The organism is Methylocapsa aurea (assembly GCF_000746085.1).
Classification (GTDB): domain Bacteria; phylum Pseudomonadota; class Alphaproteobacteria; order Rhizobiales; family Beijerinckiaceae; genus Methylocapsa; species Methylocapsa aurea.
The window spans coordinates 124,997-151,688 of record NZ_JQKO01000010.1 but is presented as its reverse complement, the minus strand read 5'-3'; the positions used below and the strand labels follow the sequence as shown (position 1 = coordinate 151,688).

18 protein-coding genes and 1 pseudogene are annotated in these 26,692 nt (G+C 62.6%); 7 read left to right on the top strand and 12 right to left on the bottom strand.

What is annotated here, in order from left to right:
* The first annotated feature begins 90 nt into the window (after positions 1-90).
* The 3 genes from pepN (at position 91) to DL86_RS08355 (ending at position 5,997) form a co-directional block, all read left to right on the top strand.
* Positions 91-2,745 carry an aminopeptidase N gene (pepN, locus tag DL86_RS08365; protein ID WP_036260329.1) on the top strand — a complete coding sequence of 885 codons (2,655 nt, stop codon included), beginning with the start codon at positions 91-93 and terminating at the stop codon, positions 2,743-2,745.
* A gap of 37 nt (positions 2,746-2,782) precedes the next feature.
* Positions 2,783-3,457, top strand: a complete 675-nt coding sequence (locus tag DL86_RS08360; protein ID WP_036260134.1) for an O-methyltransferase — start codon at positions 2,783-2,785, stop codon at positions 3,455-3,457.
* A 161-nt stretch (positions 3,458-3,618) separates the two neighbouring features.
* Positions 3,619-5,997 (top strand): PAS domain-containing sensor histidine kinase, encoded by a 2,379-nt coding sequence (locus DL86_RS08355; protein WP_084572787.1) that lies wholly within the window; start codon positions 3,619-3,621, stop codon positions 5,995-5,997.
* A 26-nt stretch (positions 5,998-6,023) separates the two neighbouring features.
* Here the strand turns inward: DL86_RS08355 and DL86_RS08350 are convergent, their stop codons facing one another.
* The 6 genes from DL86_RS08350 to DL86_RS08325 all read right to left on the bottom strand — a co-directional run bounded on the left by DL86_RS08350 (position 6,024) and on the right by DL86_RS08325 (position 14,779).
* Positions 6,024-9,017 carry a bifunctional [glutamine synthetase] adenylyltransferase/[glutamine synthetase]-adenylyl-L-tyrosine phosphorylase gene (locus DL86_RS08350; protein ID WP_051952993.1) on the bottom strand — a complete coding sequence of 998 codons (2,994 nt, stop codon included), beginning with the start codon at positions 9,015-9,017 and terminating at the stop codon, positions 6,024-6,026.
* On the bottom strand, positions 9,014-10,519 hold the full coding sequence (locus tag DL86_RS08345) for a sensor histidine kinase (RefSeq protein WP_051952991.1): 1,506 nt from the start codon (positions 10,517-10,519) through the stop codon (positions 9,014-9,016). The genes DL86_RS08350 and DL86_RS08345 overlap by 4 nt, the downstream gene beginning before the upstream one ends.
* Positions 10,506-11,189: a response regulator transcription factor gene (locus DL86_RS08340; protein ID WP_036260322.1), complete on the bottom strand. Its 684-nt coding sequence runs from the start codon at positions 11,187-11,189 to the stop codon at positions 10,506-10,508. Before DL86_RS08340 ends, DL86_RS08345 begins: the two co-directional genes overlap by 14 nt.
* 129 nt (positions 11,190-11,318) lie before the next feature.
* Complete coding sequence (locus DL86_RS08335; RefSeq protein ID WP_036260129.1) at positions 11,319-12,854, bottom strand: Do family serine endopeptidase; 1,536 nt, start codon at positions 12,852-12,854, stop codon at positions 11,319-11,321.
* 654 nt (positions 12,855-13,508) lie between these two features.
* On the bottom strand, positions 13,509-14,192 hold the full coding sequence (locus DL86_RS08330) for a DUF2155 domain-containing protein (protein ID WP_036260128.1): 684 nt from the start codon (positions 14,190-14,192) through the stop codon (positions 13,509-13,511).
* Positions 14,193-14,377: 185 nt separating this feature from the next.
* Positions 14,378-14,779 (bottom strand): NADH:ubiquinone oxidoreductase subunit NDUFA12, encoded by a 402-nt coding sequence (locus DL86_RS08325; RefSeq protein ID WP_036260320.1) that lies wholly within the window; start codon positions 14,777-14,779, stop codon positions 14,378-14,380.
* A 298-nt stretch (positions 14,780-15,077) separates the two neighbouring features.
* Between DL86_RS08325 and DL86_RS08320 the strand changes: the two genes are divergently transcribed.
* Positions 15,078-18,758 (top strand): vitamin B12-dependent ribonucleotide reductase, encoded by a 3,681-nt coding sequence (locus tag DL86_RS08320; RefSeq protein WP_036260126.1) that lies wholly within the window; start codon positions 15,078-15,080, stop codon positions 18,756-18,758.
* 20 nt (positions 18,759-18,778) lie between these two features.
* A complete protein-coding gene (locus DL86_RS18680) occupies positions 18,779-19,381 on the top strand; it encodes an ImmA/IrrE family metallo-endopeptidase (protein ID WP_162180408.1) in 603 nt (200 codons plus the stop codon).
* Between the two features lie 478 nt (positions 19,382-19,859).
* Here the strand turns inward: DL86_RS18680 and DL86_RS20265 are convergent, their stop codons facing one another.
* From DL86_RS20265 to minC, 5 genes and pseudogenes are all read right to left on the bottom strand, one after another.
* On the bottom strand, positions 19,860-20,033 hold the full coding sequence (locus tag DL86_RS20265; protein ID WP_202899178.1) for a hypothetical protein: 174 nt from the start codon (positions 20,031-20,033) through the stop codon (positions 19,860-19,862).
* 241 nt (positions 20,034-20,274) lie between these two features.
* On the bottom strand, positions 20,275-20,865 hold the full coding sequence (locus DL86_RS08310; protein ID WP_156964536.1) for a hypothetical protein: 591 nt from the start codon (positions 20,863-20,865) through the stop codon (positions 20,275-20,277).
* 590 nt (positions 20,866-21,455) lie between these two features.
* Positions 21,456-21,695, bottom strand: a pseudogene (gene minE / locus DL86_RS20450) (cell division topological specificity factor MinE); the annotation flags it as partial.
* Positions 21,692-22,507 carry a septum site-determining protein MinD gene (gene minD / locus DL86_RS08300; RefSeq protein WP_036260123.1) on the bottom strand — a complete coding sequence of 272 codons (816 nt, stop codon included), beginning with the start codon at positions 22,505-22,507 and terminating at the stop codon, positions 21,692-21,694. The pseudogene minE and the gene minD, both read right to left, overlap by 4 nt.
* 15 nt (positions 22,508-22,522) lie before the next feature.
* Positions 22,523-23,236 (bottom strand): septum site-determining protein MinC, encoded by a 714-nt coding sequence (gene minC, locus DL86_RS08295; RefSeq protein WP_036260120.1) that lies wholly within the window; start codon positions 23,234-23,236, stop codon positions 22,523-22,525.
* Positions 23,237-23,729: 493 nt separating this feature from the next.
* Between minC and DL86_RS08285 the strand changes: the two genes are divergently transcribed.
* Both DL86_RS08285 and DL86_RS08275 read left to right on the top strand, forming a co-directional pair.
* The gene (locus DL86_RS08285; RefSeq protein ID WP_036260114.1) at positions 23,730-24,605 is read left to right on the top strand and encodes a DUF6502 family protein; all 876 of its coding nucleotides are present in this window, start codon (positions 23,730-23,732) and stop codon (positions 24,603-24,605) included.
* Positions 24,606-25,235: 630 nt separating this feature from the next.
* Positions 25,236-25,718 carry an L-2-amino-thiazoline-4-carboxylic acid hydrolase gene (locus DL86_RS08275; protein ID WP_036260313.1) on the top strand — a complete coding sequence of 161 codons (483 nt, stop codon included), beginning with the start codon at positions 25,236-25,238 and terminating at the stop codon, positions 25,716-25,718.
* Here the strand turns inward: DL86_RS08275 and DL86_RS08270 are convergent, their stop codons facing one another.
* Positions 25,719-26,540, bottom strand: coding sequence for a sulfite exporter TauE/SafE family protein (locus tag DL86_RS08270; RefSeq protein ID WP_051953032.1), 822 nt, complete (start codon positions 26,538-26,540; stop codon positions 25,719-25,721). It abuts the gene before it with no gap.
* Positions 26,541-26,692 lie beyond the last annotated feature (152 nt).

The following is a 26,692-nucleotide window of genomic DNA, read 5'->3' as shown; positions in this document are numbered from 1 at the left end:
GCCGACTTTGCGCGGCAAGCGCGCAGGTTCTATGATCGCCCGCAACGGCTTTCTTCGCGAGCGTTCGCGCTCCGCATGTTTGAGGTTTCGATGCGCACCGACACTGCCGAACCCGTTCGCCTCAAGGACTATAGGGTCCCCGACTACTTGATCGACAAGGTCGATCTCGATGTCAAGCTGCACCCGACGGCGACGCGGGTCATAGCCCGCCTCGCCATTCGCCCAAACCCGCAAGGACGGCCGAATGCGGCGCTCGTTCTCGACGGCGATGGGCTCGTTGCGAAGAGAATCGCGCTGAACGGAACGGATCTGGATCCCGCCTCCGGCTTCGCGACCCCCGACCAGCTCACCATCGCCAGCCCGCCGCAAGACGCCTTCACGATGGAAATCGAAACCGAGATCAACCCCTCGGCCAATACAAGGCTGATGGGGCTTTACCGGTCCGGCTCCGCCTATTGCACCCAATGCGAAGCGGAAGGATTCCGCCGGATCACCTATTTCCTCGACCGGCCGGACGTCCTCAGCGTCTATACGACCCGGATCGAGGCGGACAGTATTGAGGCCCCTCTCCTCCTCTCCAACGGCAACAAGATCGGCGAGGGCAAGATCGAAGGGACCTCGCGCCATTTCGCGCTCTGGCATGATCCCTTTCCAAAGCCCAGCTATCTGTTCGCGCTCGTCGGCGGCGATCTCGGCTCCCTTCACGATGAATTCATCACGAAATCGGGACGCAAAGTCGCGCTCGGCATCCATGTCGAACATGGCAAGGAGCCCTTGGCGGCCTATGCGATGGACGCCTTGAAACGGTCCATGGCCTGGGACGAAGAAGCATTCGGGCGCGAATATGATCTCGATGTTTTCAACATCGTGGCGGTGTCCGACTTCAACATGGGGGCGATGGAGAACAAGGGCCTCAATATTTTCAACGACAAATATGTCCTTGCGTCCCCTGAGACCGCGACCGATGCGGATTACGCCCATATCGAGGCGGTCATCGCGCATGAATATTTTCACAATTGGACCGGCAACCGGATTACCTGCCGCGACTGGTTCCAGCTCTGTCTCAAGGAAGGACTGACGGTCTTCCGGGACCATGAATTTTCGGCCGACATGCGCTCGCGCCCGGTGCAGCGCATCGCCAATGTGCGCACCTTGCGCGCCGCGCAATTTCCCGAAGACGCCGGGCCGCTGGCCCATAATGTGCGGCCCGAAGCCTATCGCGAGATCAATAATTTCTACACCGCGACGATCTATGAAAAAGGCGCCGAGGTCATCCGCATGCTGAAAGTGCTCATCGGGGATGAAGCCTTCCGCAAGGGCATGGACCTCTATTTCGATCGTTATGACGGAACCGCCGCCACGATCGAGCAATTCATTTCCTGTTTCGGCGAGGCCTCGCAGCGGGACCTGACCCAGTTTTCCCGCTGGTACAATCAGTCCGGCACCCCGCTCGTCGAAGTGACGTCGGCCTATGACGCAGCCGCCAAGACTTTCACGCTCGATTTCTCGCAATCCAGCAAACCAACGCCCGGACAAGAGCATAAGGAGCCTTTCGTGATCCCGATCGCGCTCGGCCTCGTCGCCGCCGATGGCGATCTGACGCTGCGCACGTCGGACGAAGACGGCGCCAGCGCCAGCGAGCTTGCCCGCGGCGTGATCGAACTGACGACGCCGCATCGGCGGATCGTGTTTCGCGACGCGCCCGCACGGCCGGTGCCTTCCTTGCTGAGGGATTTCTCGGCGCCGGTGCAGATCAACTACGCTGCAAGCGAGCCCGATCTCATCACGCTTGTCGCCCACGACAGCGACAGCTTCAACCGCTGGCAGGCGGCGCAGACCTATGCCAGCCGCCTGCTTATCCGCTCGGTCGGCCTCGTGCGCGCCGGCGGCGCGCCCGTCCAGGACGAAGGCTTCATTAACGCGCTGCGAATCGGGATCGAGACCTGCGCCGATCCGGCTTTCACTGCGCAGCTGATCACCTTGCCAAGCGAGGCGGACATCGCCCGCGAGATCGGCGAGGATGTCGATCCCGATGCGATCCATGTCGCCCGGCGCGCGCTGCGCGAGGCGATTGGGCAAAGGCTCGCCGAACTCTTGCGCGCGACCTATGCGCGGCTCGCCGAAAACGCCCCCTATTCGCCTGACGCCGCAGCCGCCGGACGGCGCGCCCTGCACAATGCGGCGCTCGATTTCATCGCCGCCGGCGACCAGGCCGAAGGCGCGCGACTTGCCACGCGCCAGTTCGATGGCGCCGACACCATGACCGACGAGATCGCCGCTCTCGCCGTCCTCACGCTGGCGCCGGGCAACGAACGCGAAAGCGCGCTCGGCGCCTTCTACCGCGCCCATGCCGGCGACGCCCTCGTCATCGACAAATGGTTCGCGCTGCAAGCGATGATCCCGGAACAAGGCGTCCTCGGGCGGGTTAAGAACCTGATGACGCATCCCGCGTTTTCATTAGGCAACCCGAACCGGGTGCGATCCCTGGTCGGCGCCTTCGCCGCGGGGAATCAGACGCAGTTCAATGCTCGGGACGGCAGCGGCTATGATTTCATCGCGGGAATCGTCCTTGAACTCGACCGCAAGAATCCGCAGGTCGCGGCCCGCCTTCTCGCCGCCTTCAGAAGCTGGCGTTCGCTGGAGGCGACCCGGCGCGGCCTCGCCGAAGCGGCCTTGCGGCGCGTCGCCGGAACCCCCGGTCTCTCCGCCGATGTCAAGGACATCGTCGAGCGCTCGCTCGCCTGAAACGCGGATATGGGGCGATAGAATTTAGGAATTTTAGATGAGCGAAGCGCTTTGGACGGCGGTTGACGACTATATCGCGGATCTGCTCATTCCCGCCGACCCGGCGCTCGAAGCAGCGCTAGCAGCGAGCCGGGAGGCCGGCCTGCCGCCAATCGCCGTCGCGCCGAACCAGGGTAAGCTGCTCCATTTAATCGCCCGCCTGCAAGGCGCGCGGAACATCCTGGAGATCGGCGCGCTGGGCGGCTATAGCGCCATCTGGCTGGCGCGGGCGCTTCCTGCCGGCGGCCGGTTGATCACGCTCGAATCCGACCCCAAACACGCCGAAGTCACGCGCGCCAATATTCTCCGCGCGGGGCTTTCCGACGTCGTCGAACTGCGGCTTGGCCGCGCCCTGGACACGCTCCCGCAACTGATCGCCGAGGGCGCGGGCCCCTTCGACCTGATCTTCATCGACGCCGACAAGCAGAATATTCCCGCCTATTTCACTCTTTCGCTCAAGCTTTGCCGGCGCGGCGGCCTGATCATCGTCGACAATGTCGTCCGCAAGGGCGCGGTAATCGACGCCGACAGCCTCGATCCGGACATCCAGGGGGTGCGCCAATTCAACAAGCTGCTGGCCGCCGAGCCCCGCGTCAGCGCCACGGCGATCCAGACCGTCGGGGTCAAGGGCCATGACGGTTTCGCATTCGCGCTTGTCACCGCGGACCTGTAGCCGCGCGGCAACGGAACGCGTTTCAATCCTAGATTGCAGCGTGATCAATTTTTATTTTCACCCTTCATTAAGCTCTGGACAAAACGCCAAACTCAGACTCAGATGATCTCGATTCGGAGAGATGCGGCACATCGCTTCGGTCAGTTTCGAGGGGGCCTGACATGGCGCGTGCAAACGCGGCGCGTGCACCTGCGCAAGCAGAGGCATTGCAGGAACTTGCCTATACGCAAGGACTTGCTGATACGACAACGCAAAAGGCGTTCCTACGTCTGACCGCCCTCGAAATATGGGTGCGGCGTAGCGTTCCCGTTATGGTCGCATTGTTCATCGGGACCCTTGCCGCCATTACGACGGCGATGACCTTTGACGCCTATGATCGCGCAATATCCGACGCCAGATCCGATCTGGAATTGGTCGCCGGCGTCGTCTCCAACGCATTTCGCGCCGCCATGAAGGAAGCGCCCGCGGCCGATCCCGGCGCCGCGCTTGAACAGGCGATTCCCTCTCGCGCCCTGGCGCGAGGCCACCAGTTTCTCGTCAGCACTTCGGACGGCGACCTCGTCGCGTCCTATCCACCATTGCGCGACAGCGGCCCGCTTTCCGACTATTTGGGCGCCGCTCAGCCTTTGACGGTTTTCGCCGAAAAGGCTGGCGTCCTGCGCATCGATCTTTCGGATGGCGCGGAAGCCTTGGCGACGGTTCACACCTTGGCCCCGCCTTTTGGCCAAATCGCCATCGTTTATCCGATGAACGCGGTTCTCGCCGAATGGCGCTCCAACGCTTTTCGCATCGCCGTTCTTCTCATCTCCACCGTCACCGTTCTCATCGCCCTGGCCCTGGCTTATTTCTGGCAGGCGTCCCGCGCCCGCGAGGCCGACCGGATTTGCGAACGCGTGCGCGACCGCATCGACACGGCTCTAGGCCGCGGCCGCTGCGGTCTTTGGGACTGGGATCTTGCGCGCGGGCGCATCTACTGGTCCGATTCGATGTATGAAATCCTCGGCATGGCGCCGGCTGGGCAATTCTTGTCTTTTGGCGACATTAACGCGCTCGTCCATCCCCAGGACGGCGACCTCGCGGCGATCGCCGAATTGCTGACCGCCTCGAAGACCGACTCGGTCGATCATGCGTTCCGCATGCAGAACGTCAAGGGCGAGTGGATCTGGTTGCGGGCGCGGGCCGAACTTGTGCGCGAACGCCCCGGCGAGACGCCTCATCTCGTCGGGATCGCGGTCGACATCACCGAACAAAAGGCGCTCGCCGAGCGCACCGCGACCGCCGACATGCGCCTTCGCGACGCGATCGAGACCGTGTCGGAGGCTTTCGTCCTGTGGGACGCCGACAATCAGCTCGTCATGTGCAATTCCAAATTCCAGAAGTTTCACAATCTGACCAGCGAGGCGGTCCGCGCCGGAACCCCTTACGCCCGGGTTATGGCGGCCGGCGCGCCTCCGTTCATCCAGGCTCAGATTGCGGTCGGCGAACGCCCGCAGGCGGGCGCCCGCACCTACGAGGCCTGCCTAGGCGATGGCCGCTGGCTGCAGATCAACGAACGGCGCACCAAGGATGGCGGCTATGTTTCGGTTGGAACCGACATCACCGCGCTGAAGCGCCACGAAGAACAATTGATGGATAGCGAACGCCGACTCATGGCGACCGTCGCCGACTTGCGCCGGTCGCGCCAGACTTTGGAGGCGCAGGCGCAACAATTGGCCGATCTCGCCGAAAAATACCTGGAGCAGAAGGCGGAGGCCGAGACCGCCAACCTGGCCAAGTCCGAATTCCTCGCCAATATGAGCCACGAGTTGCGCACGCCGCTCAACGCGATCATCGGCTTTTCCGAATTGATGGAGCAGGAGACATTCGGCGCTTTAGGGTCGCAGAAATATGTCGATTACTGCAGCGACATCCGGCAAAGCGGCCAATATCTGCTCGGCGTGATCTCGGACGTCCTCGACATGTCGCGTCTGGAGGCCGGCCGGGTCCGGCTCCAAAAATGCGACTTCGACATCGACGCCGCGGTCTGCGGCGCGCTCGCGGCGGTCGAGGCGATCGCCAAGGAAAAGGAAATCGTCGTCGTCGCCGAAACGCTCCCGGACAAACGCATCCATGCCGATCGCGCCGCGTTCGAAAAGGTTCTGACGATCCTTCTCCGCAACGCCGTCAAATTCACGCCCCAACATGGCCGCGTCAGCGTTCGCACGCGGATCATTCAGGGCGCCTTGAACATTTATGTCGAAGATACCGGCATGGGCATTCCAGCCGCGCCACTGGCGCGCCTCGGCCGGCCGTTCGAACAATTGGACGGCGCGCTCGACAATGGAATGAAAGGCTCCGGCCTAGGCCTCGCGATCGCCCGGTCGCTGGTCGATCTCCACGGCGGCTCGATGCGCATCCGGTCCTCCGTGGGCGCGGGCACCATCGTCCTCGTCCATCTTCCGGAGTCGCGCGATGCGCCGCGGCAAAAGTTGCTCCAAGCGACCAGCGCGATGCGACGACTGCAGCCGCCGAAAAAAATGCGCGCCATGGTTCGGGGCTGAGCGCGCTTCGCGCCCGTCGTTTCAACTCAATCCTGCCCGCGCCCCAAAAGCCGGTTGAAGACGGCGCGCACCTTGCCCCGTGTTTCCAGAAGCTCCCCTTCCAGCGCGCCAATGCTCGGCAACGCCGCCACCCCGGCAAGGCGCCTCTTGACGGCTTCGCTCGCCGCGCGCGGGTTGTCGCCCGGCTCCAAAGTCAGGCGCAGTATTTGCGTCACATTGGTCAGGAGACGATGCGCCTTCATCAGAACGCCCGCATCCTCGGCGTCGATCAGGCCAAGACGACCAGCAATCTCGATGACGGCAAAGGTTGAAACGTTGACGAGTTCCGGTTCGGCATGGGCATGGCCCAGCAATAAATATTGCGCCAGGAATTCAATATCCATCAGACCGCCGGCGGCGAGCTTCAGATCCCAGCCATCCTTATCGCCCTTCGCGCGCGCGATCAGGCCGCGCATTTCATAGACGTCGCGCCGCAAGGCCTCGCCGCGCGGGCGCATCAGCACAGCGCGGATCGCCTCGTTTGTTTTCGCGCCGAGCCCAGGATCGCCGGCGACCACGCGCGCGCGGGTCAAAGCCATATGCTCCCAGGTTTCCGCCTCCTTGTTCTGATAGTCGAGAAAACTGCCGAGCTGCGTCGCGACCGGGCCTTGACCGCCGGAAGGCCGCAGCCGCATGTCGACGTCGTAGAGCCGCCCCCGCCGCGTCGCCACGGTCAAAGCCGAGATGAGGCGCTGCGCGATGCGCGTATAATATTGCACGGCGTGAAGCGGACTCGGCCCGTCCGAGTCCGGCCGCTCAAGATCGAAATCATAGATGAGCGTGAGATCGAGATCGGAGGCCGCGGTCATCTCGCGGGAGCCGAGCTTGCCGAGCGCGAGGACGATGCAGCGCCCACCCGGCGCGCGTCCATGCTCGGCGGTGAAAGCGCGTTCGACATAGGCGAGGCAGGTTTGAATGACGCTCTCCGCCAGGGCCGAATAGGCCCGCGCCGCCGCAATGGGCTCGATCGCGCCCGACAGCAGGCGCAGGCCGATCGGAAAGAGCTCCTCCTGCGCGAAATCGCGCGCGGCGTCGAGGAATTCCTCGGTCCCGAAACTGTTTTGCAAGAGATGTTCGGCGCGTTGCTTGAAGGCGGTTTCCTCGACCGACGCTTCGAGGATGCTTGGGTTGACCGTCGCATCGAGGAGATGCGGGTGGCTGATCACCATGCGCGCGAGCCGAGGCGCGCCGCCCAGAATATCGCCAAACAATTCGCAGATGCGCGGATTGGAGTTCAACATGGAAAAAAGTTCGATCGCCGCCGGCATGCGCGCCAGCGCGGAATCGAAATTGGCGAGGGCGGTGTCGGGATCTCCCGAGCCGGCGAAAGCCTGAAGCAGCCGAGGCGCCAATTCAGTGAGGATTTCGCGCGCGCGGGGGGTTTGAACGGCCGGGCGGCGGCCGAAATGCCAGCCGCGTATCGTCTCCACCGCCAGCGGCGCGTTCTTGAAGCCAAGCCGCGCCAAGGTCTCCAGCGTTTCGGGATCATCCGCGACGCCGGTGAAGACGAGACTGCCGAAGGAGGCGTCGAGCCCGGGCGCGTGCTCGAACAGCAGCGCGTAATGATGCGAAACGCGCGACAGATGATGCGTGAATTCGAGGCGGAAGCGCTTTTCCGAGCCATAGCCGCAAAAGCGCGAGAAACGCCGCAGAGCTTGCGGATCCTGCGGCAGGCGCTGGGTCTGCTCATCGCCGATCATCTGCAAGCGATGCTCGATTTCGCGCAGGAAAAGATAGGCCGCGCGCAAATCCGCCACGGCCTCGCCCGTCACCCGGCGCTCGCGCCCCAGTTCCTCCAGCATGTCGAGCGTGCGCGAGCCGCGCAAACGCGGCTTCTTGCCACCAAAAATCAATTGCTGCGTCTGAACGAAAAACTCGATTTCGCGAATCCCGCCACGCCCGAGCTTTACGTCGTGACCGTCGACCGTGATCTCGGCGTGGCCGCGGACCGCATGGATCTGCCGCTTCATCGCATGGATGTCGGCGATAGCCGCGTAATCGAAATATTTGCGCCAGATGAAGGGCGTCAGGGTCGCAAGAAACGCCGCGCCAAGCGCCTTGTCCCCAGCGACCGGGCGCGCCTTGATATAGGCCGCTCGCTCCCAGTTCTGACCGAGCATTTCGTAATAGCAATAGGCGGCGGGCAGCGCGACCGCGACGGAGGTCGAGCCGGGATCTGGACGCAGCCGCAAATCGACGCGCAGGACATAGCTGTCGCAGGTCCGCTCCTGGAGCAGCCGCGCCAGCCGTTTCGTGATGCCGACAAACAGCCGGGCGGGCTCCATCGTTCCTGAAATCGCGGCGCAATCAGGATCGAAAAAGACGGCGAGATCGACATCGCTCGAATAATTGAGTTCATAGGCGCCGAGCTTGCCGAGGGCCAGAATGGTCAGGCCGCAGCCGACCTCCGGCGTTGCAAGATCGCCCAGCCGCAGACGCCCCGCCTGATGCGCCTCTCGCAACAGAAAGCGCAGCGCCGCCGAGATGAAGCCATCGGCGGCGCGAGACAGGGCCGCCGTCGTCTCAACGACATCGAAGACGCCGCCAAGATCGGCGACCGCGATGAGCAGCGCGGTCTCCTGCTTGGCGAGGCGCAGAGCGCGCATGACCGCAGCCTCGTCCTGCGCCTGATCGCAGGCTTCGTCCAGCGTCGCGAGGCAGGCGTCGAGCCGCGTCCACGGCGCGCTCGCGAGGCAAAGCGCGAGCCGGGAAGGATCGGCGACCGCGAGACGCCAGAGAAAAGGCGAATGGTCGGCAAGCGCGGCGAGCAGCGCGCGCACGCCTGGATCTGGGGCGAGCATCTCCGCCGCCTCGGTCGCGGCTGGAAGCGCGGCGGACAATTCAGCATAAAATTCGGACAGCCGCGATCGGGCGCGACGCGGATCGGCGAGGCGGGGCGCAGACCGCAAGCGCCGCCAAAGCGGCAGGTCCAAACTGTTTCTGCCTTGGTCTTGGGTTTGGTCCCGGTCTGTCGCGCTCATGCCGCCGCATCCGGCTGCGCCAGGGCTAGCGGCGCGGGAGGCCGGCGGGGAAGCGGCGCGGCCGGAAACGAAACGACGACGCGAAGGCCAGGAGCGTTGTCCTCGATCCGCAAGGTTCCATTATGCAGGCGCGCGACCGCCGCCGCGAGCGACAGGCCCAGTCCCGAGCCCGGTCGCGAACGCGAGTTTTCCAGCCGGACGAAGCGTTCGAGCACGCGCGCGCGGTCTTTTTCCGCGATCCCAGGCCCCCGATCCGCGACGCTGATTTCGATCCGGCCGCAACGGCGCCGCGCCGACAGCTCCACGGTTTTGTCCTGAGCCTTACCGGCGCTTCCGGCGGCGCCTTTTGGCAAGTCCAAGGCGGCCGCCTTGTCCGGCGAAAGCGCGCCAAGCTCGTCCGGGCCGCCGTATTTCAGGGCATTGTCGACGAGATTGGCGAGCGCCTGACCGACCAGCTCCCGGCTTCCGCGCAGCAAAAGATTTGGCTCGGCGATAACCTTGAGCGCGATGCCGCGCTCTTCGGCCACCGGCTCGTAAAGTTCGCCGACGTCGCGGGCGACGGACGCCGCGTCGAAATCGATCATGCCCTCGCGCCCAGCCCCCGCCTCCGCCCTGGCGATGTTCAAGAGGGCATCGAAGATCTGGATCAGGCGGTCGGATTCATCGATCACTTTTTCCAGCGCGCCGCGATAGTCCTCCGGCGTCTTGGCGAAATGCAGCGCCTGCTCCGCCCGGACGCGGAGGCGGGTCAGCGGCGTCTTGAGGTCATGCGCGATATTGTCGGAGACCTCCTTCAGCCCCGCCATGAGTTCGGCGATCCGTTCGAGCATGGCGTTCAGATTTTGCACGAGGCGATCGAGTTCGTCGCCGGTGCCCGCCAAAGGCAAGCGTCCCGACAGATCGCCGGCGACAATCGTGCGAGCGTTGGCGTTGATGGCGTCGACGCGATCGAGGACCCGCCGCGCGACCCACAGCCCGCCAAGCGTTCCGATGATGACCAGCCAGAACAGCGACGTCAAAAGCGCCCCGCCAAGGATGCGGCGCAGGCTTTCGCCTTCTTCGAGATCATGCCCGACGAGGAGACGGAACCCGCCCGACAAGGCGAAAATGCGGGCGAGCGCGCGCCGCGTCTCGGTGCCGCCGCCTGGCGCCTGGTAGATGGTCTCGATAAGGCCGGGACGGCTGAGAACGCCCGGCGGCAAGCCGGCGATATTGCCGGCGATCGGCTCTCCGGCGGGGGTCGTGACCAGATAGAGGCCAGCGCCTGGCCGGCGGGTGCGCTTTTCGATGCTGTCGACGAGACTCCGCATGCCGCCTTGCGCATATTGCTCGGAGAGGCCGCTGATATCGGCCTCGACCGTCTGCCCGATCTGTTCGTCGATCAGCGTCTTCATGTTTCCGCCGACGCTGCCAAGAACGAGTCCCGCGCCGATCGCCGAAATCACCAGATAGGCGAGCGATATCTTGAAGACCGTCGTGCGAAAGAGCTTACCGAGAGCCATCACGGATCATATACCCCGCGCCGCGGATCGTCTGCAGAAGCGGCGGGTCGAAGCCCTTGTCGATCTTGCTCCGCAGCCGCGAAATATGGACGTCAATGACATTGGTCTGGGGATCGAAATGATAGTCCCAGACATTTTCAAGCAACATGGTCCTAGTGACCACCTGTCCGGCATGTTTCATCAAATATTCGAGGAGGCGGAACTCGCGCGGCTGCAATAGGATTTCCTTGCCTTCGCGCGTCAGCTTATGGGCGAGCCGGTCGAGCTCCAAGCCATTGACGCGGTAAACCGTGTCCTCGCCCGACCCCGGCTGCTTTCGCCGCGCCAGCACCTCGACTCGCGCCAGAAGCTCCGAAAACGCGTAAGGCTTGGCCAGATAATCGTCGCCGCCCGCGCGCAGCCCCTTGACGCGATCATCGACCTGGCCGAGCGCCGACAGAATCAGCGCCGGTGTCTCGATTTTCTGCGCCCGCAAGCCGCCGATGAGCGACAGGCCGTCCAGCTTCGGCAGCATTCGATCAACGATCAAGACGTCGTAGGTTTCCTCGCGCGCGCGGGCATAACCCTCGAGCCCGTCGTCGACATGATCGGCGACGTGCCCTGCCTCGCGAAAGGCCTTGACCATATAATTGGCGGCTTCGGAATCATCTTCGACGATAAGAATGCGCATGAACGACATATAGCATGTCCCGAAAAAAGCAGCAGGCCGGGAGCTGCCTCCCGGCCTGTCGCATCCTGGAGCCGGCGCCGTAACCGGGGGGAGTTCGACGCCAGCCCGCAAAGCCTCGGGGCGAGAGGCTTAGGAAGCTGGATTGATCGCAATAGCGACGAAACGCGTGCCTTCGCTGCCTTTGATCCGCAGCAGCACCGCCTTGCGGCCCTCTTTCTTGGCGTCGGCCAGGACCGCGCTGATCTCGGTCGGCTGGCTGACGGCATGGCCGCCGGCTTCGAGGATGACGTCGCCGACGCGAAGGCCCTTCTGCGCGGCGACGCCGTCGGGATCGACATCGGCGACGACCACGCCTTCGCTCCCCGCGCCCTGGATGGATGCGGCGGGAGCAAGCTTCAGGCCGAGGCCGCGGAAGGCGCTGTTATCGGCGCCGGCCGCGGGCCTTGCATTGGCTTCTTTTTCGTCGGGCAAGGTTCCAAGCTTCACGGCGGCGGTTTTTTCCGCGCCATTATGCCAATAGATCAGATCCGTCTTCTTACCGGGGCCGAGCGCCGCCACCTTGCGGGCGAGATCGCGCGGACCATCGATCCGCTCGCCGTCGATGCCAAGGATCACGTCGCCCGATTTGATGCCCGCGGCCGTCGCCGGGGAATTGGGCTGGGCTTCGGCCACGAGCGCGCCCTTGCTCGACTTCAAGCCGAGACTATCGGCGATGTCCGCCGTTACAGGCTGAATCTGGACGCCGATCCAGCCGCGCGCGACCGAGCCCTTGTCCTTCAGCGAGGCGATGACGGCCTGCGCGCTCTCGGCCGGAATGGCGAAGCCGATGCCGACGCTGCCGCCGGAGGGCGAGAAGATCGCGGTATTGATGCCGACAACCTCCCCCTGCGCGTTGAAGGTCGGACCGCCCGAATTGCCGCGGTTCACCGGCGCGTCGATCTGCAAAAAATCGTCATAAGGCCCGGCGCCGATGTCGCGCCCGCGCGCCGAAACGATGCCCGCTGTCACCGTTCCGCCGAGGCCGAAAGGATTGCCGACCGCGATCACCCATTCGCCGACGCGCGGCGTGGCGGAGGCGAAATTGACGTGCGGATAGGAGCCAGGCTCCTTGATCTTCAAGAGCGCAAGATCGGTCTTTTTATCGGTGCCGACGACGGTCGCCTGCACGCTCTTGCCGTCCTCCATGGTCAAGGCGACATCCGCCGCGTGTTCCACGACGTGATTATTGGTCACGACATAGCCGTCCGAAGAAATGATAAAGCCCGAACCTTGCGCCTGCGAAGCATGCGGCTTGCCGCGCCGCTCAAACGGCGCGCCTTTTTCGCCGAACCGCTTGAAAAAGCGTTCGAGCGGATCGCCCGGGGCAAATTGAGGCATCTCGCCATCATCGTCCGAATCGGCGGCCTCGGTGATCTTTACCTTGACCGAAACCACGGCGCCGCGAACGCGCTCGACGACATCGGCGAAGGAAGAGGGAGACACCGCCGGCGACGCCTCGGTCGCGGTTGCGGCAAGAGCTGGGGTGGACAGGCCGTTGGCGAGGCCGCCGGTCAGGGCGACAGCCGCAGCCGCGCCAAGCAGCGCCGCGCGCAGTGTTGGCCGCCGGCCCGGCGCGGCATGGGACGCGCTCATCGCTTCGGTCCGGGGAAACCAGGAACTAGCCATTGTTTGAATTCTCCATAGCAAAGACTGGGACTGCAAAGACTTCGACGGCGGCGCCGTGCGGATGACAATGAATATGGGGGAGCGCAGCTTACACCGCCATTTCAGCCGAATGAAACTTCGTTAAGGTTCACCTCGGCCGCTCGCTCGGCCAGGCTGCACGATACCGCGCGGCGCAATCATCGCCGCCAGGATAAGATCCAGCGCCCGCCGCACGCTCTGAGATAGGATTATCTGTCAAATCAATTAGATAGAGAGCTAGGCCGGCTTAACTGGAGCAATGCGTTCCGGTTCGACGGATGTTGAAACGACTGATTCTCAATAAAAATTGGGTTCGCCAACCAGAATACAAGAGGCGGACCGCGGCGCGAGGCTTCTGCGCCGCCCGGCGCCATAGGCCCGGGCGCATTCCCGATTCAATCAATGCTCTCGATCGGCGCGCCGCCGGAGCGCGTCCCGATCACATGGAATCATGTGTTCGACAAGGACTCGCTCAAAATCAAAGAGTTGGAGCATGTCCTGATGAGACATCGGATATATCCGATGTCTCAATATCGAAAAAGTCGGTCAACTTTTTCGGGACCAAAGCAAGACCCAACCGGCAAAGCCGGCGAATGCCATCTCTCGAAAAGATCGTTCGCGTTTACGGCAAGCAGCTCAAAAACCGCTTGCTCCGGCCGGATCCGCCGCGCCGCCGGGCGCCGTCGGATAGTAGCGCTGCGTCGGCGCGCGCCGCTGGCCCTGCGGCGCCGGTATCAGGCCCGGCGGCGGCCCGACCTCGATCGGCCCGCGATTTTGCGGCGCTCCGCCATTCAATTCCTCGATCGGCTGCGCCTTGCGGGTGCGCGGCGTCGGCTTTTGGGCCGGGGGCTTTGCAATCTCCGGCGCCGCCGGCGGCGGCTCGGCCTCGGTTGTTTCAGGACTGGCCACGACCTCGGCGCCGCCTTTGCAATCGGTCAGCCAAATATCATAGACGGGATGCTCGATGCCGTGCAGGCCCGGACTGGCGGCGAACATCCAGCCGGAAAAAATCCGCTTATACTCATTGGCTGCGCCGACCTCCTCGACTTCGATGAAAGTGGTCGTCTGCGGGGTCTCCGTCGCGGGCCTTGTGTAGCACACCCGCTCGGTGATCTGCAGCGAGCCGAATTGCACCGTTTCGTCGGTCGCGACCTCGAAAGCGATAATGCGTCCGGTGATCTTGTCCAAACCGGAAAACACCGCGATGGGATGCTTGAGCTTGTCGGCCAGCGCCGCTTCAAAGCCGATAAGAGTCAAGAGGCCGGAAAGACAGGCGGCGACGGCGACTTTCGTTAGGCCTCGCTTCACGCATTCGAACATGGGAGACCTGGCTGCCGCTTAAAAAATCGAATCATGAAGGAAAAGGCCGCCTCTGCGACAATGGGCCTAGCTGCAAACGAAACCTGTTTCCGGCCATCGTCCGCATCTGACAGCCACGAAATTCGGGCCGGAATAGGGCCCGGCGCTTCCCCGTTGCGTTTCGATCGCCCTTCATGCGCCGAGGCTCAGCCTTCAGGCGTCCAGGCCTCATAATCGCCAGTCGCGGCCGGCCGGGCATTGGCGCGCAGGGTGGAGCCCGGTGGACGCCAAGCCTCCGGCGTGCCGGTCAAATTCGGCCGATAGGGCAATTGCCATTCGCGCGCGACATAGGCCTCCTCGGTCGGCGGCGCATCGACCGTGTGATGGAGCCAGCCATACCAGCCGGGCGGCGTCATCGAGCCCTCGCTCTCGCCGGCATAGATCACCCAGCGGCGCTCGAAGCCCAGCGCCGGGTCAATCTTGCGGCGGCGGTAATAGCGATTGCCAAACTCGTCCTTTCCGACGAACTTGCCAAAAAGCAAGGTGTGAACGGCGGTGTTGATGGTCTGGCCGTTCCACCACGTAAAAAGTCGATAGAGCCATATCATGGGCTGAGCTGCCTTCGGCTTCGCGGAATTTCGCACGTCGGCGCCTTTATGGCTGGCGCCGACGGCGCTGTCCAGCCTTGCGGCGCCGGACGCGCAAACGCGCATTCCTCGCCGAGGGCGCAATTTATAGCTTAGCACTTGGGGCGACCGCCCGCCCGCCCTAAATGCGACTTCTCCACACTTTGAATTTTGCTGTGCACGGCGCTTGTTCCAGATTTGGAGATATACGACATTTACGTCATCTTAAGCGGATAGCCACAATATCTAGTGGCACCAAGTTTCAAAGGTCCGACGAAAAATGCATATCGAGCGCCGCTTCACCAAGACTGATCGATCCCCCTATGCAGACATCGAATTTCGCCTGACCAAGAGCGAAATCCGCAATCCCGACGGGTCGGTCGTGTTTTCGCTCGAAGGGGTCGAGGTTCCGGCAAGCTGGAGCCAGGTCGCGGCCGACGTTCTCGCGCAAAAATACTTCCGCAAGGCCGGCGTGCCGGCGCGCCTGAAGCGAATCGAGGACACTGCGCTCCCCTCGTTCCTGTGGCGCTCAGAACCCGATGAGGCGGCGCTCGCGAGCCTCCCCAAGACCGAGCATTATGCCTCGGAGACCTCGGCCAAACAGGTGTTCGACCGGCTCGCCGGCGCCTGGACCTATTGGGGCTGGAAAGGCAAATATTTCGACTCCGAGGCCGACGCACAGGCCTTTTACGACGAATTGCGCTTCATGCTCGCCAAGCAGATCGCGGCGCCCAATTCGCCGCAATGGTTCAACACCGGACTGCATTGGGCCTATGGAATCGATGGTCCGAGCCAGGGCCATTATTACGTCGACCACGAGACCAAAAAGCTCGTCAAGTCGAAGACGGCCTACGAACATCCGCAACCGCATGCTTGCTTCATCCAATCCGTCGCCGACGATCTCGTCAACGATGGCGGCATCATGGACCTTTGGGTGCGCGAGGCGCGGCTCTTTAAGTATGGCTCGGGCACCGGCTCGAATTTCTCGAAATTGCGCGGCGAGAACGAAAAGCTTTCGGGCGGCGGCAAATCCTCCGGCCTCATGTCCTTCCTCAAGATCGGCGACCGCGCCGCCGGCGCCATCAAATCGGGCGGCACCACGCGGCGCGCCGCGAAAATGGTCGTCGTCGACGCGGATCATCCCGACATCGAGGATTATATCGAGTGGAAGGTGAAGGAGGAGCAGAAGGTCGCCGCGCTCGTCGCCGGCTCGAAAATCTTGAAGAAGGCGATGAAGGCGATTCTCCGCGCCTGCGTCAATTGCGACGGTCCCGGCGACGATTGTTTCAACCCAGAGAAAAACCCGGCGCTGAAGAAAGAAATCAAGCTCGCGCGGCGGGCCTTCGTCCCCGACTCCGCCATCAAGAAGACGATCCAGTTGGCACGCCAGGGCCATGCGAACATCGACTTTCCGACCTTCACCACCGATTGGGATTCCGAGGCCTATCTCACTGTTTCCGGCCAGAACTCGAACAATTCCGTGCGCGTCACCGACGCGTTCTTGCGGGCGGTCGAGGAGGATGGCGATTGGACCTTGACCCGGCGCCTCGACGGCAAGGCGCATAAGGTGATGAAGGCGCGCGAGCTTTGGGAAAAGATCGGCCACGCCGCTTGGGCCTCGGCCGATCCCGGCTTGCAATATCACACGACGATCAACGACTGGCACACCTGCCCCGCCGCCGGGCCGATCGTCGCCTCGAACCCGTGCTCCGAATATATGTTCCTCGACGATACGGCCTGCAATCTCGCCTCGCTCAACCTGTTGCAGTTCCGCAATCCGGCGACCGAAGTTTTCGACGTCGAAGCTTACGAACATGCGGTCCGGCTCTGGACTGTCGTGCTCGAAATCTCGGTCCTGATGGCACAGTTTCCGGCCAAGGAAATCGCCCGGCTCTCTTACGACTATCGCACCCTGGGTCTTGGCTACGCCAATATCGGCGGCCTCTTGATGTCGTCCGGCATCGCCTATGACAGCGATCAAGGCCGCGCCATCTGCGGCGCGCTCTCCGCCATCATGACCGGCGTCGCCTATGCGACCTCGGCCGAAATGGCCGGCGAACTTGGGCCCTTCGACGGCTACAAGGAGAATGCGGGCGCCATGCTGCGCGTCATGCGCAACCATCGCCGCGCGGCGCAGGGCGAGAGTTTCGGCTATGAGGCCTTGTCCATCGCGCCGGTCCCGCTCGATCACGCGGCGCTCCCTACTAAGGCCCTAGGCGATCATGCCCGCGCCGCGTGGGAGCGCGCGGTGGCGCTCGGCGAGCGCCACGGCTATCGCAACGCGCAGGTCAGCGTCGTCGCGCCGACCGGCACGATCGGCCTTGTCATGGATTGCGACACGACCGGAATTGAGCCCGATTTCGCCCTCGTCAAGTTCAAGAAACTCGCCGGCGGCGGCTATTTCAAGATCATCAATCGCGCCGTCCCCGAGGGCTTGCGCATCCTTGGCTATGCGCAAGCCGAGATCGACGAGATCATCACCTATGCGGTCGGCCGCGCCTCGCTGCGCGGCGCGCCGGGGATCAATCCCGCGAGCCTTACGGCGAAGGGCTTCACCGAAGCCAAGCTCGCCGAGCTTGAGGCCAAGCTCGAAGCCGCCTTCGACATTAAATTCGTCTTCAACAAATGGACGCTTGGCGCGGAGTTTCTGACCCAAAGCCTCAAGATCCCAGCGGAAAAACTTGAGGATCAAAACTTCGATCTGCTGAGCTATCTCGGCTTTACCCGCGCCGAGATCGACGCCGCCAACATCTACGTCTGCGGCGCCATGACGGTCGAGGGCGCCCCCCATCTCAAGCAAGAGCATTACGCGGTGTTCGATTGCGCCAGCCCCTGCGGGCGCACCGGCAAGCGCAGCCTCTCGGTCGAAAGCCACATCAGGATGATGGCGGCGGCGCAGCCCTTCATCTCCGGCGCGATCTCGAAGACGATCAACATGCCCAATGACGCAACCATCGAGGATTGCAAATCGGCCTATCTGCTTTCCTGGCGGCTTGGGCTGAAGGCCAATGCGCTCTACCGCGACGGATCGAAACTGTCGCAGCCTTTGAACAGCCAGTTGATTGAAGACGATGACGACGAAGTGGATGATGCCGTCGAGGCGCTGATCGCCTCGAATGCTCCAGCGCGCACCAGCGTCGTCGCCGAGCGAATCGTCGAGCGGATCGTCGAGCGGATCGAACGGGTCAGGGAGCGCGAGCGCCTGCCCGACCGCCGCAAGGGCTATACGCAAAAGGCGGTGGTCGGCGGCCACAAGGTCTATTTGCGCACCGGCGAATATGTCGATGGCCGCATCGGCGAAATCTTCATCGACATGCACAAGGAGGGCGCCGCCTTCCGCTCCTTGATGAATAATTTCGCCATCGCGATCTCGGTCGGGCTGCAATATGGCGTGCCGCTCGAAGAATATGTCGACGCCTTCACCTTCACGCGATTCGAGCCGGCGGGGTTGGTGCAGGGCAATGAGACGATCAAGAACGCGACCTCGATCCTCGACTATATTTTCCGCGAACTGGCGATCTCTTATCTAGGCCGCAACGACCTCGCCCATATCGATCCAACCGACATCGGCCCCGACGTTCTCGGCAAGGGCGAGAGCCAGGGCCGCCCGCCGCAAGGCGGCGTTCCGGGCTCAACCGAAAAATTCGTCTCGCGCGGCTTCGTGCGCTCCAAGGCGGATAAATTGATGCTCGTGCAAGGCGGCGCGCAAGCGTCCGCGCAGGCCTCATCGCAGGCGGCCACGGCCTTGAAGAACGATCTCGAAATGGAGGTCGAAGCCGAACTCGGCGGACTGGAGTGGACCACCCCGGCCGAGCGCTCGGCGATAGCGGAAAAGCGCAGCCAAGCGCGGATGAAAGGCTACACCGGCGAGGCTTGCTCAGAGTGCGGGAACTTTACGCTCGTGCGCAATGGGACGTGCTTGAAGTGCGATGCTTGCGGGGCGACGACGGGGTGTAGTTGAGGGGACTCAAGATGCATAGCTTGGACGAGGACGAAATTGAAGCTAAAGCCCGTCAATTTCGTCTAGCGATTGGCGTGGACGATTCGGACTGGCTGGATGTACCTACGCTGGTCTACAAGCTGAAGCGGCTCCTTCCAGGGATAAGCTACGCGCTTGTTGAGGACTATGAATTACTTGACCCAGGGGGGCGTTGGGACGCCGACAAAAATCAGTTGCTTATTAGGCGCTCGGTCTTCGAAAAGGCGAATAGGCCAAACGCGGACCCACGGGCTCGATTTACGATTGTGCATGAAATAGCGCACGCCTACCTTGGCCATGCCGGAGTACGAAATAGAAGCGCCAAAGGCAGTCTTGAAAAAGCGATCTCGACCAAAATACGACGGATCGAAACTATAACAGATCGATTTGCAGCCGCTGTCCTCGCTCCCTTGCATCGAATAAAACCAAACGAAAACGCTGCATCAATTGCATTGCGATTCGGTCTGAGCAAACAAGCTTCAGAAATTCGAGCCGATCAAGCTGCAAGAGACTATCGCCGCAAAAACGGGCTCACGCGTCCCATTCCCAACTCTGTGCGAAAGATCATCGATGAATTGCGCTATGGCAAAAAGAACGAGACTTAGGCCACCCCGGCCACACCACCCCATTCATCGCACGGCCGACCCGAGCGCGTCTGGATTTTGAAGTCAAGGACGGCGCGTAGCGCCGCCGCCTCCGGCGGTCGAAGATCCTTGAGTTCAAAGTCCAGACGCGCTTTTCTGCCGCCATGCGATGAATGAATTTCTCCGCGCAAACACGCCCAGGGAGTGCGCCTCCTGCATTGACACCCTCGTGCTTCGAGACGATCGCTTCGCGATCTCCTCAGCATGAGGGCTTCGGCTCAATCGCTTGAACAGGAGCGATAAGGGCTTGTGTTAGACTGTTGAAAGGGCGCGAAAACGCGCCCCCTCATCCTGAGGAGCGCCTGCAGGGCGCGTCTCGAAGGATGGGCAAAGGCGCCGCCCTCGTGCTTCGAGACGCGGGCTTCGCCCGCTCCTCAGCATGAGGGCTTGTAACTGGATGAGGCTTAAAGGACGGACGCGACGACGCGAGGTCGGGTCGTCACTGCTGCTGGACGGTCGGCCGCCAGGAGAGGTCTTCGGACCACAGATAGATCGTGATCGCCGCCAAAAACAGCGCGGCGCCGACCCAGAACAGCGGCGAGTGATGAATCCGCCTCCAGTCGGGTCGATCGGCGGGCTTTGGCGCGGGTCCGTGATGATTTTGTTTATGCACCGACGGGCTCCCGACTTTTCTTGATTGATCCAGAATGGCGCGATGGCGCGCAAGAGGTCTAAATCGGCGCGGCGCTCCAGGCAATCCCGAACCTGGGCCGCAAACTAGAGCATGTTCTTAAAAAAGTTGATCGACTTTTTCGATCAGAACATGCTCCAACTTATTGATCTGGAGCGAATTCTTATCGATTGGATGATTCCATCCAATCGGAACGCGCTCTAAGCGCGCCGTGGACAGGCTATTACAGCTTGATCGCCTTGCAGTCGTCGGTCTGCGGCCATGTGGTCTGCGAGGCGTTGGTCTTGTTGAAGACAATGGCCGGATCTTTCGCGCCGACCGACTGGGAGTCATACAACAACTCGTAGGATGTTTGACTGGCTTCCTCCGCGCCATTTGGCTTGGCGGTGGCCACTGCAACAACGGCATAGCCTTTCGGCTCGATTTTCTGGCCTTGCGGCACGGTCACCGGAGCGATGCTGACAACGCCAAGACTTTGCGAAAATCTCGGATCGTTGGAGAGCGTGCGGTGAATGCGGTTGCCGATCCATTCCGCCTTTTGCTGCTCCGTGGATTGGTCCACGTAGAGGCGGGCCGGAACGAATGTGAAATCGATGCCGGCTTGCGAATTGTCCACCGCTTCGATCTTGAAGACGATAAAGGCTTCGTTCTGTCTCGTCGCCACCCGGCCTCCCGCCGCATCGTAGCCATTGCATGCGCCGACTTGACGATAGGATATGGTCGCCGTCCCACCCCGGCCCGCATCACAGGCGGAGAGCGCGAACGTCGCCGCGGCGAGAAGGGGCAACGATAGAAGAATTTGTCTGGAGATCATCCTGTCGCTCCCATAGCAGCTTGGCCGACCAACCCGGCTGAAGAAGCGGAGCGGATCGGGGACGCTCTGCGGCGTCGCTCGCATCACTCCGGCATCGGCCCGGGCGCGCCAGCTAAACATATATTATGACACGGATGGAGAGAGGCCGATATAGTCCGAGGTCAAATGATCGGACGATCCGGCAGAGGCTCCAAGCGCCTACGCTCCCGATAGGCCGAGGACCGCGCCTGGACCTTCGACCATCCGGCAAGGAGACGCAGGATTGTCCAGAGCGCTTCCCGATCAGATTGAGTCATCTGATCGAACAGGAATCGCTCGGATTCAAAAAATGGAGCATGTTCTAATAAAAAAAATCGATCGCCTTTTTTTGGAACATGCTCTTGCGATGAACGGACCGGGCGGCGTCGCCCTCAGCCGTCGGCCTCGATGTGAAGGTCGACTCGCTCGCGTTTTGCCGCGTTCGCCAGCGCCGGGCCGAGAGAATCCGGCTTCGGCCCGCTCGACGCCAGCCTCGGCGCATCCGCCTCGGAGTTAACCGCCTTCAACTCCGGCTTTGGCGCGTTCAAGGAAATATTGACGCACAAGGGAGTCGGAATTTCGACCTCGACTTCGAGCGTTGAAATCGCGTCGCCACGGTCCATGCGGATTTTGATCGCTTCCGGCTCGACCGGAAAATGCTTGGCGATCACCGCCACGATCTCGTCCTGAAGCAAAGCGATGACGTCCGAGGCGCCGAAGGCGGCGCGTTCATGCGCCAGCATGAGCTTCAGCCGCTCCCGGGCGACCGGCGCCGAAGTGTTCGGCCGTTTGAAAAAGCTGATCAGGTTCATGCGGCCCTCCGTCCAAAAAGCTTGCCAAAGAGCCCCTTTCGGTCGCTCGGAACAGTCATTTCCAGGGCTTCGCCATTGAGTCTGCGGGCGGCGTCCAGATAGGCCCGCGCCGGCGCGCTCGGCGTGTCACTGAGGGTTACCGGCGCGCCGACGTTCGAGGCGCGAAGCACTTCCTCGCTTTCCGGGATGATCCCCAGCAGCGGGATGGAGAGGATCTCCAGCACGTCTTCGACTTTCAGCATTTCGCCGCGTTCGGCCCGCGCCGCGTCATAGCGGGTGAGCAGAAGGTGCTTGTCCATATGCTCGCCCCGCTCCGCCTTTTCAGTCTTGGAGTCGAGGAGGCCGATGATCCGATCCGAATCGCGGACCGAGGAGACTTCAGGATTTGTCACCACGATGGCGACGTCGGCGTGGCGCATGGCGAGCGTCGCGCCGCGCTCGATCCCGGCCGGGCTGTCGCAGATGATCCAATCGAATTTCTCTTTCAGCTCGGCGATGACGCGGGCGACGCCTTCGTCGGTCAGGGCGTCCTTGTCCCGCGTCTGCGAGGCGGGAAGCAATGACAGCGTCTGGATCCGCTTGTCGCGAATGAGCGCTTGCGCCAGCTTGGCGTCGCCTTGCACGACATTGATCAGGTCGTAGACCACCCTGCGTTCGGCGCCCATCACCAGATCGAGATTGCGCAACCCAACGTCGAAATCGACGAGGACGACGTTTTTTCCGCCCTTCGCCAGCGCCACGCCCAGCGCCGCCGTCGATGTCGTCTTGCCGACGCCGCCCTTGCCGGACGTAACGACCAATACCTTGGCCATGCTGCTATCTCCCCATTAATCTTGAGCCGTCATCATCACCGTATTGCCGTCGAGCCAGACGCGGACGGACCGGCCGCGAAACTGCGGCTCCATGTCGTCGGCGGTCATGTAGAGGCCATCGATCGCAAGAAGCTCCGCTTCGAGCTTGCGGCAGAAAATGCGCGCGCGGGGATCGCCGGCGCCGGCGATCGCCCTGCCCCGGAGCGTCCCATAAATGTGGATCGAGCCGCCGGCGATGACCTCGGCGCCTGATGCGACGGAGCCAATGACGATCACGTCGCCTTGCAGATGTTCGATATATTGGCCGGAGCGGACCGGGCTGTCGAGCAGCAGGGAATTCGGCCGCTGGACCACCGGCGCCGCGACCGGTTCGCCATCATTCACGTCGTCCGGCACATCGGCGATCGCATTCGCCGGGCGCACGCCGCTCGTCAGCAAAGGCGGCAGCCCGAATTCAGCGAAGGACGGATCGGCGCCCTCCAAGCCCAGGACCTGGATTTTTCTCTCAAGCAGGTCTTTCGTCAAACTCTCCACATCGCTCTTGCTGAGCTTGCGGGAGAACAGGTCGAGGACGATCGGTCGGCTGGCGAAAAAGCCAGGCGAGCGTTCGAGCCAGGCGTCGAGCTCGGCGAGCCAGTTCGCGACGGGCGGCTCCGGCGCGAGGGCCATCGCATGGTACGAACGGCTGTGAAAACGGATGGAGTGACGCGGGCGGGTTACGGCTGTCACGAGCGGGCCTCAAGAGTGTGCTTCGTTCATTTACGCAACGTATGGTTAACGACCAGTTAAGCCGTCCGCGCCGCAGGAGGCCTAAAGTGGTTTTTTTGGCGTTGGAGCGGCTCCGACAGACAGCACCGGACCTTTTCGCCGCAGAGAGGCGCGGATTCCTCTGTCCCGATGCGGGTCCTCGAAACGCGAATGCGTCCCATCGACCGGACTTGCGCTGGCGAATCGCCAGACATTTCGGACAAGGCGCTAATGCCGCAAGAGCTCTGGGCCAGGAAACGCCCCTCGGATCATCCGGACCGGCGCGGATCTGTGGCGCGCTCCGCGCTGGCATGGCCGATGTGTCCCAAGTGGCTTCCGGACCTGAAATGGAAAAAGACCGACTGGCGACGCAAGACCGCGCCGCGTTCCCTGTAGAAGCACAAAGTGGGTAACAATCCCACTTTGTAACCTGTGGGATTGTCGCCCACTCAAACTTAGTCCATATGCTGCTGGGATGGATGATCCCTCCCCCCGCACGCTTCCGGACGCGGCAAGGCTGCAGGCGCCGATCGCGCGCCTGCTCCGTCCGCTGGTGCGGCTTTTGATCCACAGCGGAATCACATTTCCCGCGCTCTGCGATCTGTTGCGCGAACTCTATGTGAACGTGGCGGAATATGATTTCGCCTTGTCCCGTAAGGAGCAGACCGACAGCCGCGTCAGTTTGCTGACCGGCATCCATCGCAAAGAGGTGCGGCGGCTGCGCGGAGCTGGCGCGCCCATTAGCGCCGCGCCCGCCTGCGTGTCGCGCGCCAGCCGCATCATCGCGCGCTGGCTCGCCGCGCCGCAATTCACGGATGAACGAAAGAGGCCGCTGCCCCTGCCCCGGCTCAGCGAACATGACGGGGATGCGTCATTTGAATCTCTTGTCGCCTCCGTCACGCGCGACGTCCGTCCGAGGGCCGTGCTCGACGAGTGGCTCGACCGCAAGCTCGTCACAATCGACGCCGAAGGCCGCGTTGTCCTGGCCGAAGCCGCTTTCGTGCCGCATTCGGGCAGCGATCAGCAGCTTTACTATCTTGGCCGCAACCTGCACGATCATGCTGCGGCCGCTGTCGCCAATGTCCTCGGGGAGAAGCCCAGATTTCTGGAGCGCGCGGTGCATTATGAGGGGTTGTCCGAGGCTTTGGCCCAGCGCCTCGAGGAGCGCTCGCGCGATCTTGCCCTGGGAGTCTTGCAGGAGGCCAATCGCGAGGCGCATGACGCCTGCGAGACCGATGCGGGCGGCAAATATCGCTGGACCCTTGGCGTCTATATCTATCGCGAAAAGGACGCCAAGCCGCAGCCAGAATCACCCGCGCAAGAGAACGACGCGCGAGGGCCCAGCCAGTGAGCGATCCTCGTTTCCCGACTCGCCGGAGAGCTTTGGCTTTCCTGGCCACCCTTTCAACGGCTTTGATTCCATTCGGCCGCTTCGCCGCCGCGACGCCTCTCGATCAGGGGATCGGCGGCACAGGCGAGGCGGTCGCTCTGGACCCGCGCGAGGACGATGAGGCGTCGGCGGCACAGGCGTCATTGGCGCGATCGAGCAATTCGGCGGCATTATCGTCAACGACCTGCGAATCAGCTATCCGAAAGACGCCACCGTTCGCATCGATGGCGCCCGGGCAACCGCCTCCGCCTTGAAAATTGTCCATGCAGTGCGTCTGGAAGCCGGCAGCGCGGCGCGGATAGAACGCTGATCGGCGAACGCATGATCGGCGATGTTTTCAATGTCGCCACAGCCGAGAGCGGCCTTTTACAGGATCAAATGTAGCGAGGCTTTCGGTCGAAGCCTATGTCGAAGCCCCCCCCCGGGGGGGGGGCCAATATCCCCGGCGGATCGGATCAACCTGACGGAATGCGAGGCGTCGCCAGCCCGCAGGGGCCCGTCCGGCCGGCGCCGGCGCTCCGGCGGACCCGGCGGCCGATAGGGCCGCAGCCCATCGAGCGATCGCGATCGCCGTTTCAACATGAGGTCACCTTGACGCAGAGCCTTCTCGAGCGCCGCCGGATCGAAGCGGAATTCGCCAAAGAAATATTCAAAGCGCTCGCCGTCGAACTTGGGCGCGAACGGGCGCTCGAAATCCTGAGGAAAGCGGTGATCCGCCTTGCCGAGACAGCGGGAGCGGCCTTCGCCCGAAGCGCGCCAGGGGGTCGCGCCGACCTTCTGGCCTATGCCGAAATTCTAGCCGTCTGGAAACAGAACGACGCCTTACAACTCGATCTCAAGCTTCGCCAGGCGGACCGGCTGGAATTCGACGTCACCCGCTGCCGCTATGCGGACATGTACCGGGAGCTTGGCATCGCTGAACTCGGCGCAGTCCTTTCCTGCAATCGCGACGGCGCTTTTTGCAGCGGCTTCAATCCCGGCATCCGCCTGACCCGAACGAAAACCATCATGGCGGGCGATGATCATTGCGATTTTCGCTATGCGGCGCTGGCGGAGCCCGGTGGAGAGAATTGATCAAATGCTCAGCTTCGCGCCGACGACGGCGAGCGCGCCGGCAAGCACGGGTCGCAGCACGCGCTCCGGCACAAAAGCGGCCAGCCGACTGGCGATCATAATTCCCGGCACCGAACCGATCAGCAGCGACATCAGCAAGGCCCAGTCGATCGAGCCCAAGAACCAATGGCCTATGCCGGCGATCAAGGTCAAAGGCACAGCATGGGCAATGTCGGAGCCGACGATGCGGGCCGATAGGATATTCGGATAAAGGAGAATGAGCACAGTCACGCCAATCGCCCCGGCTCCGACCGACGAGATTGAGACCAGCACGCCGAGAAAGGCGCCGAATAGATTAGTCAAGAGCCGGGTTTGGCCATCCGACAAGCCTTCCACATAGGCGGCGAGACGCGAGAGCAGCCATTTGCGGAAATTCAAGGTGATCGCGGTCAGGATGAGGGCGATGCCGAGAACGGTCGTGATCAGTCCGCTCGCGCCGTGCTGGCTCGCGCCGATATAGTTGAGGAACAGCAAAGTCAGACCGGTCGCCGGGATGCTTCCGCCGGCGAGACGGCGGACGATGCGCCAATCGACGGTGCGGTTCAGGCCATGAACGAGGGTTCCGCTGGCTTTCGTGATCGCGGCGTAGAGAAGGTCGGTGCCGACGGCGGTCCCAGGCGCAATCCCAAAGAGCAGCACGAGAAGCGGCGTCATGAGAGAACCGCCGCCAACGCCGGTAAACCCGACGAGAACGCCAACGATAAAGCCGGAAATCGAATAGAGCGGATTGATGACGTGCCAGTCCACCTGCTTCAACGTCTCCAATGCCTGAACCCAGTTCATTTGCATAAATGTCTTAATTCAAGCGAGGTCAATCCGCCCTGAGACCGCGGTTAGAGCTCTCTTCGACTCGGCAACATTGGAGAGAGGCTGTAGTTGTTTGTTTTCTTGCATTTTATTGACGCCAACGGGTTTCTGCTTCGCGCGAAAAGGCT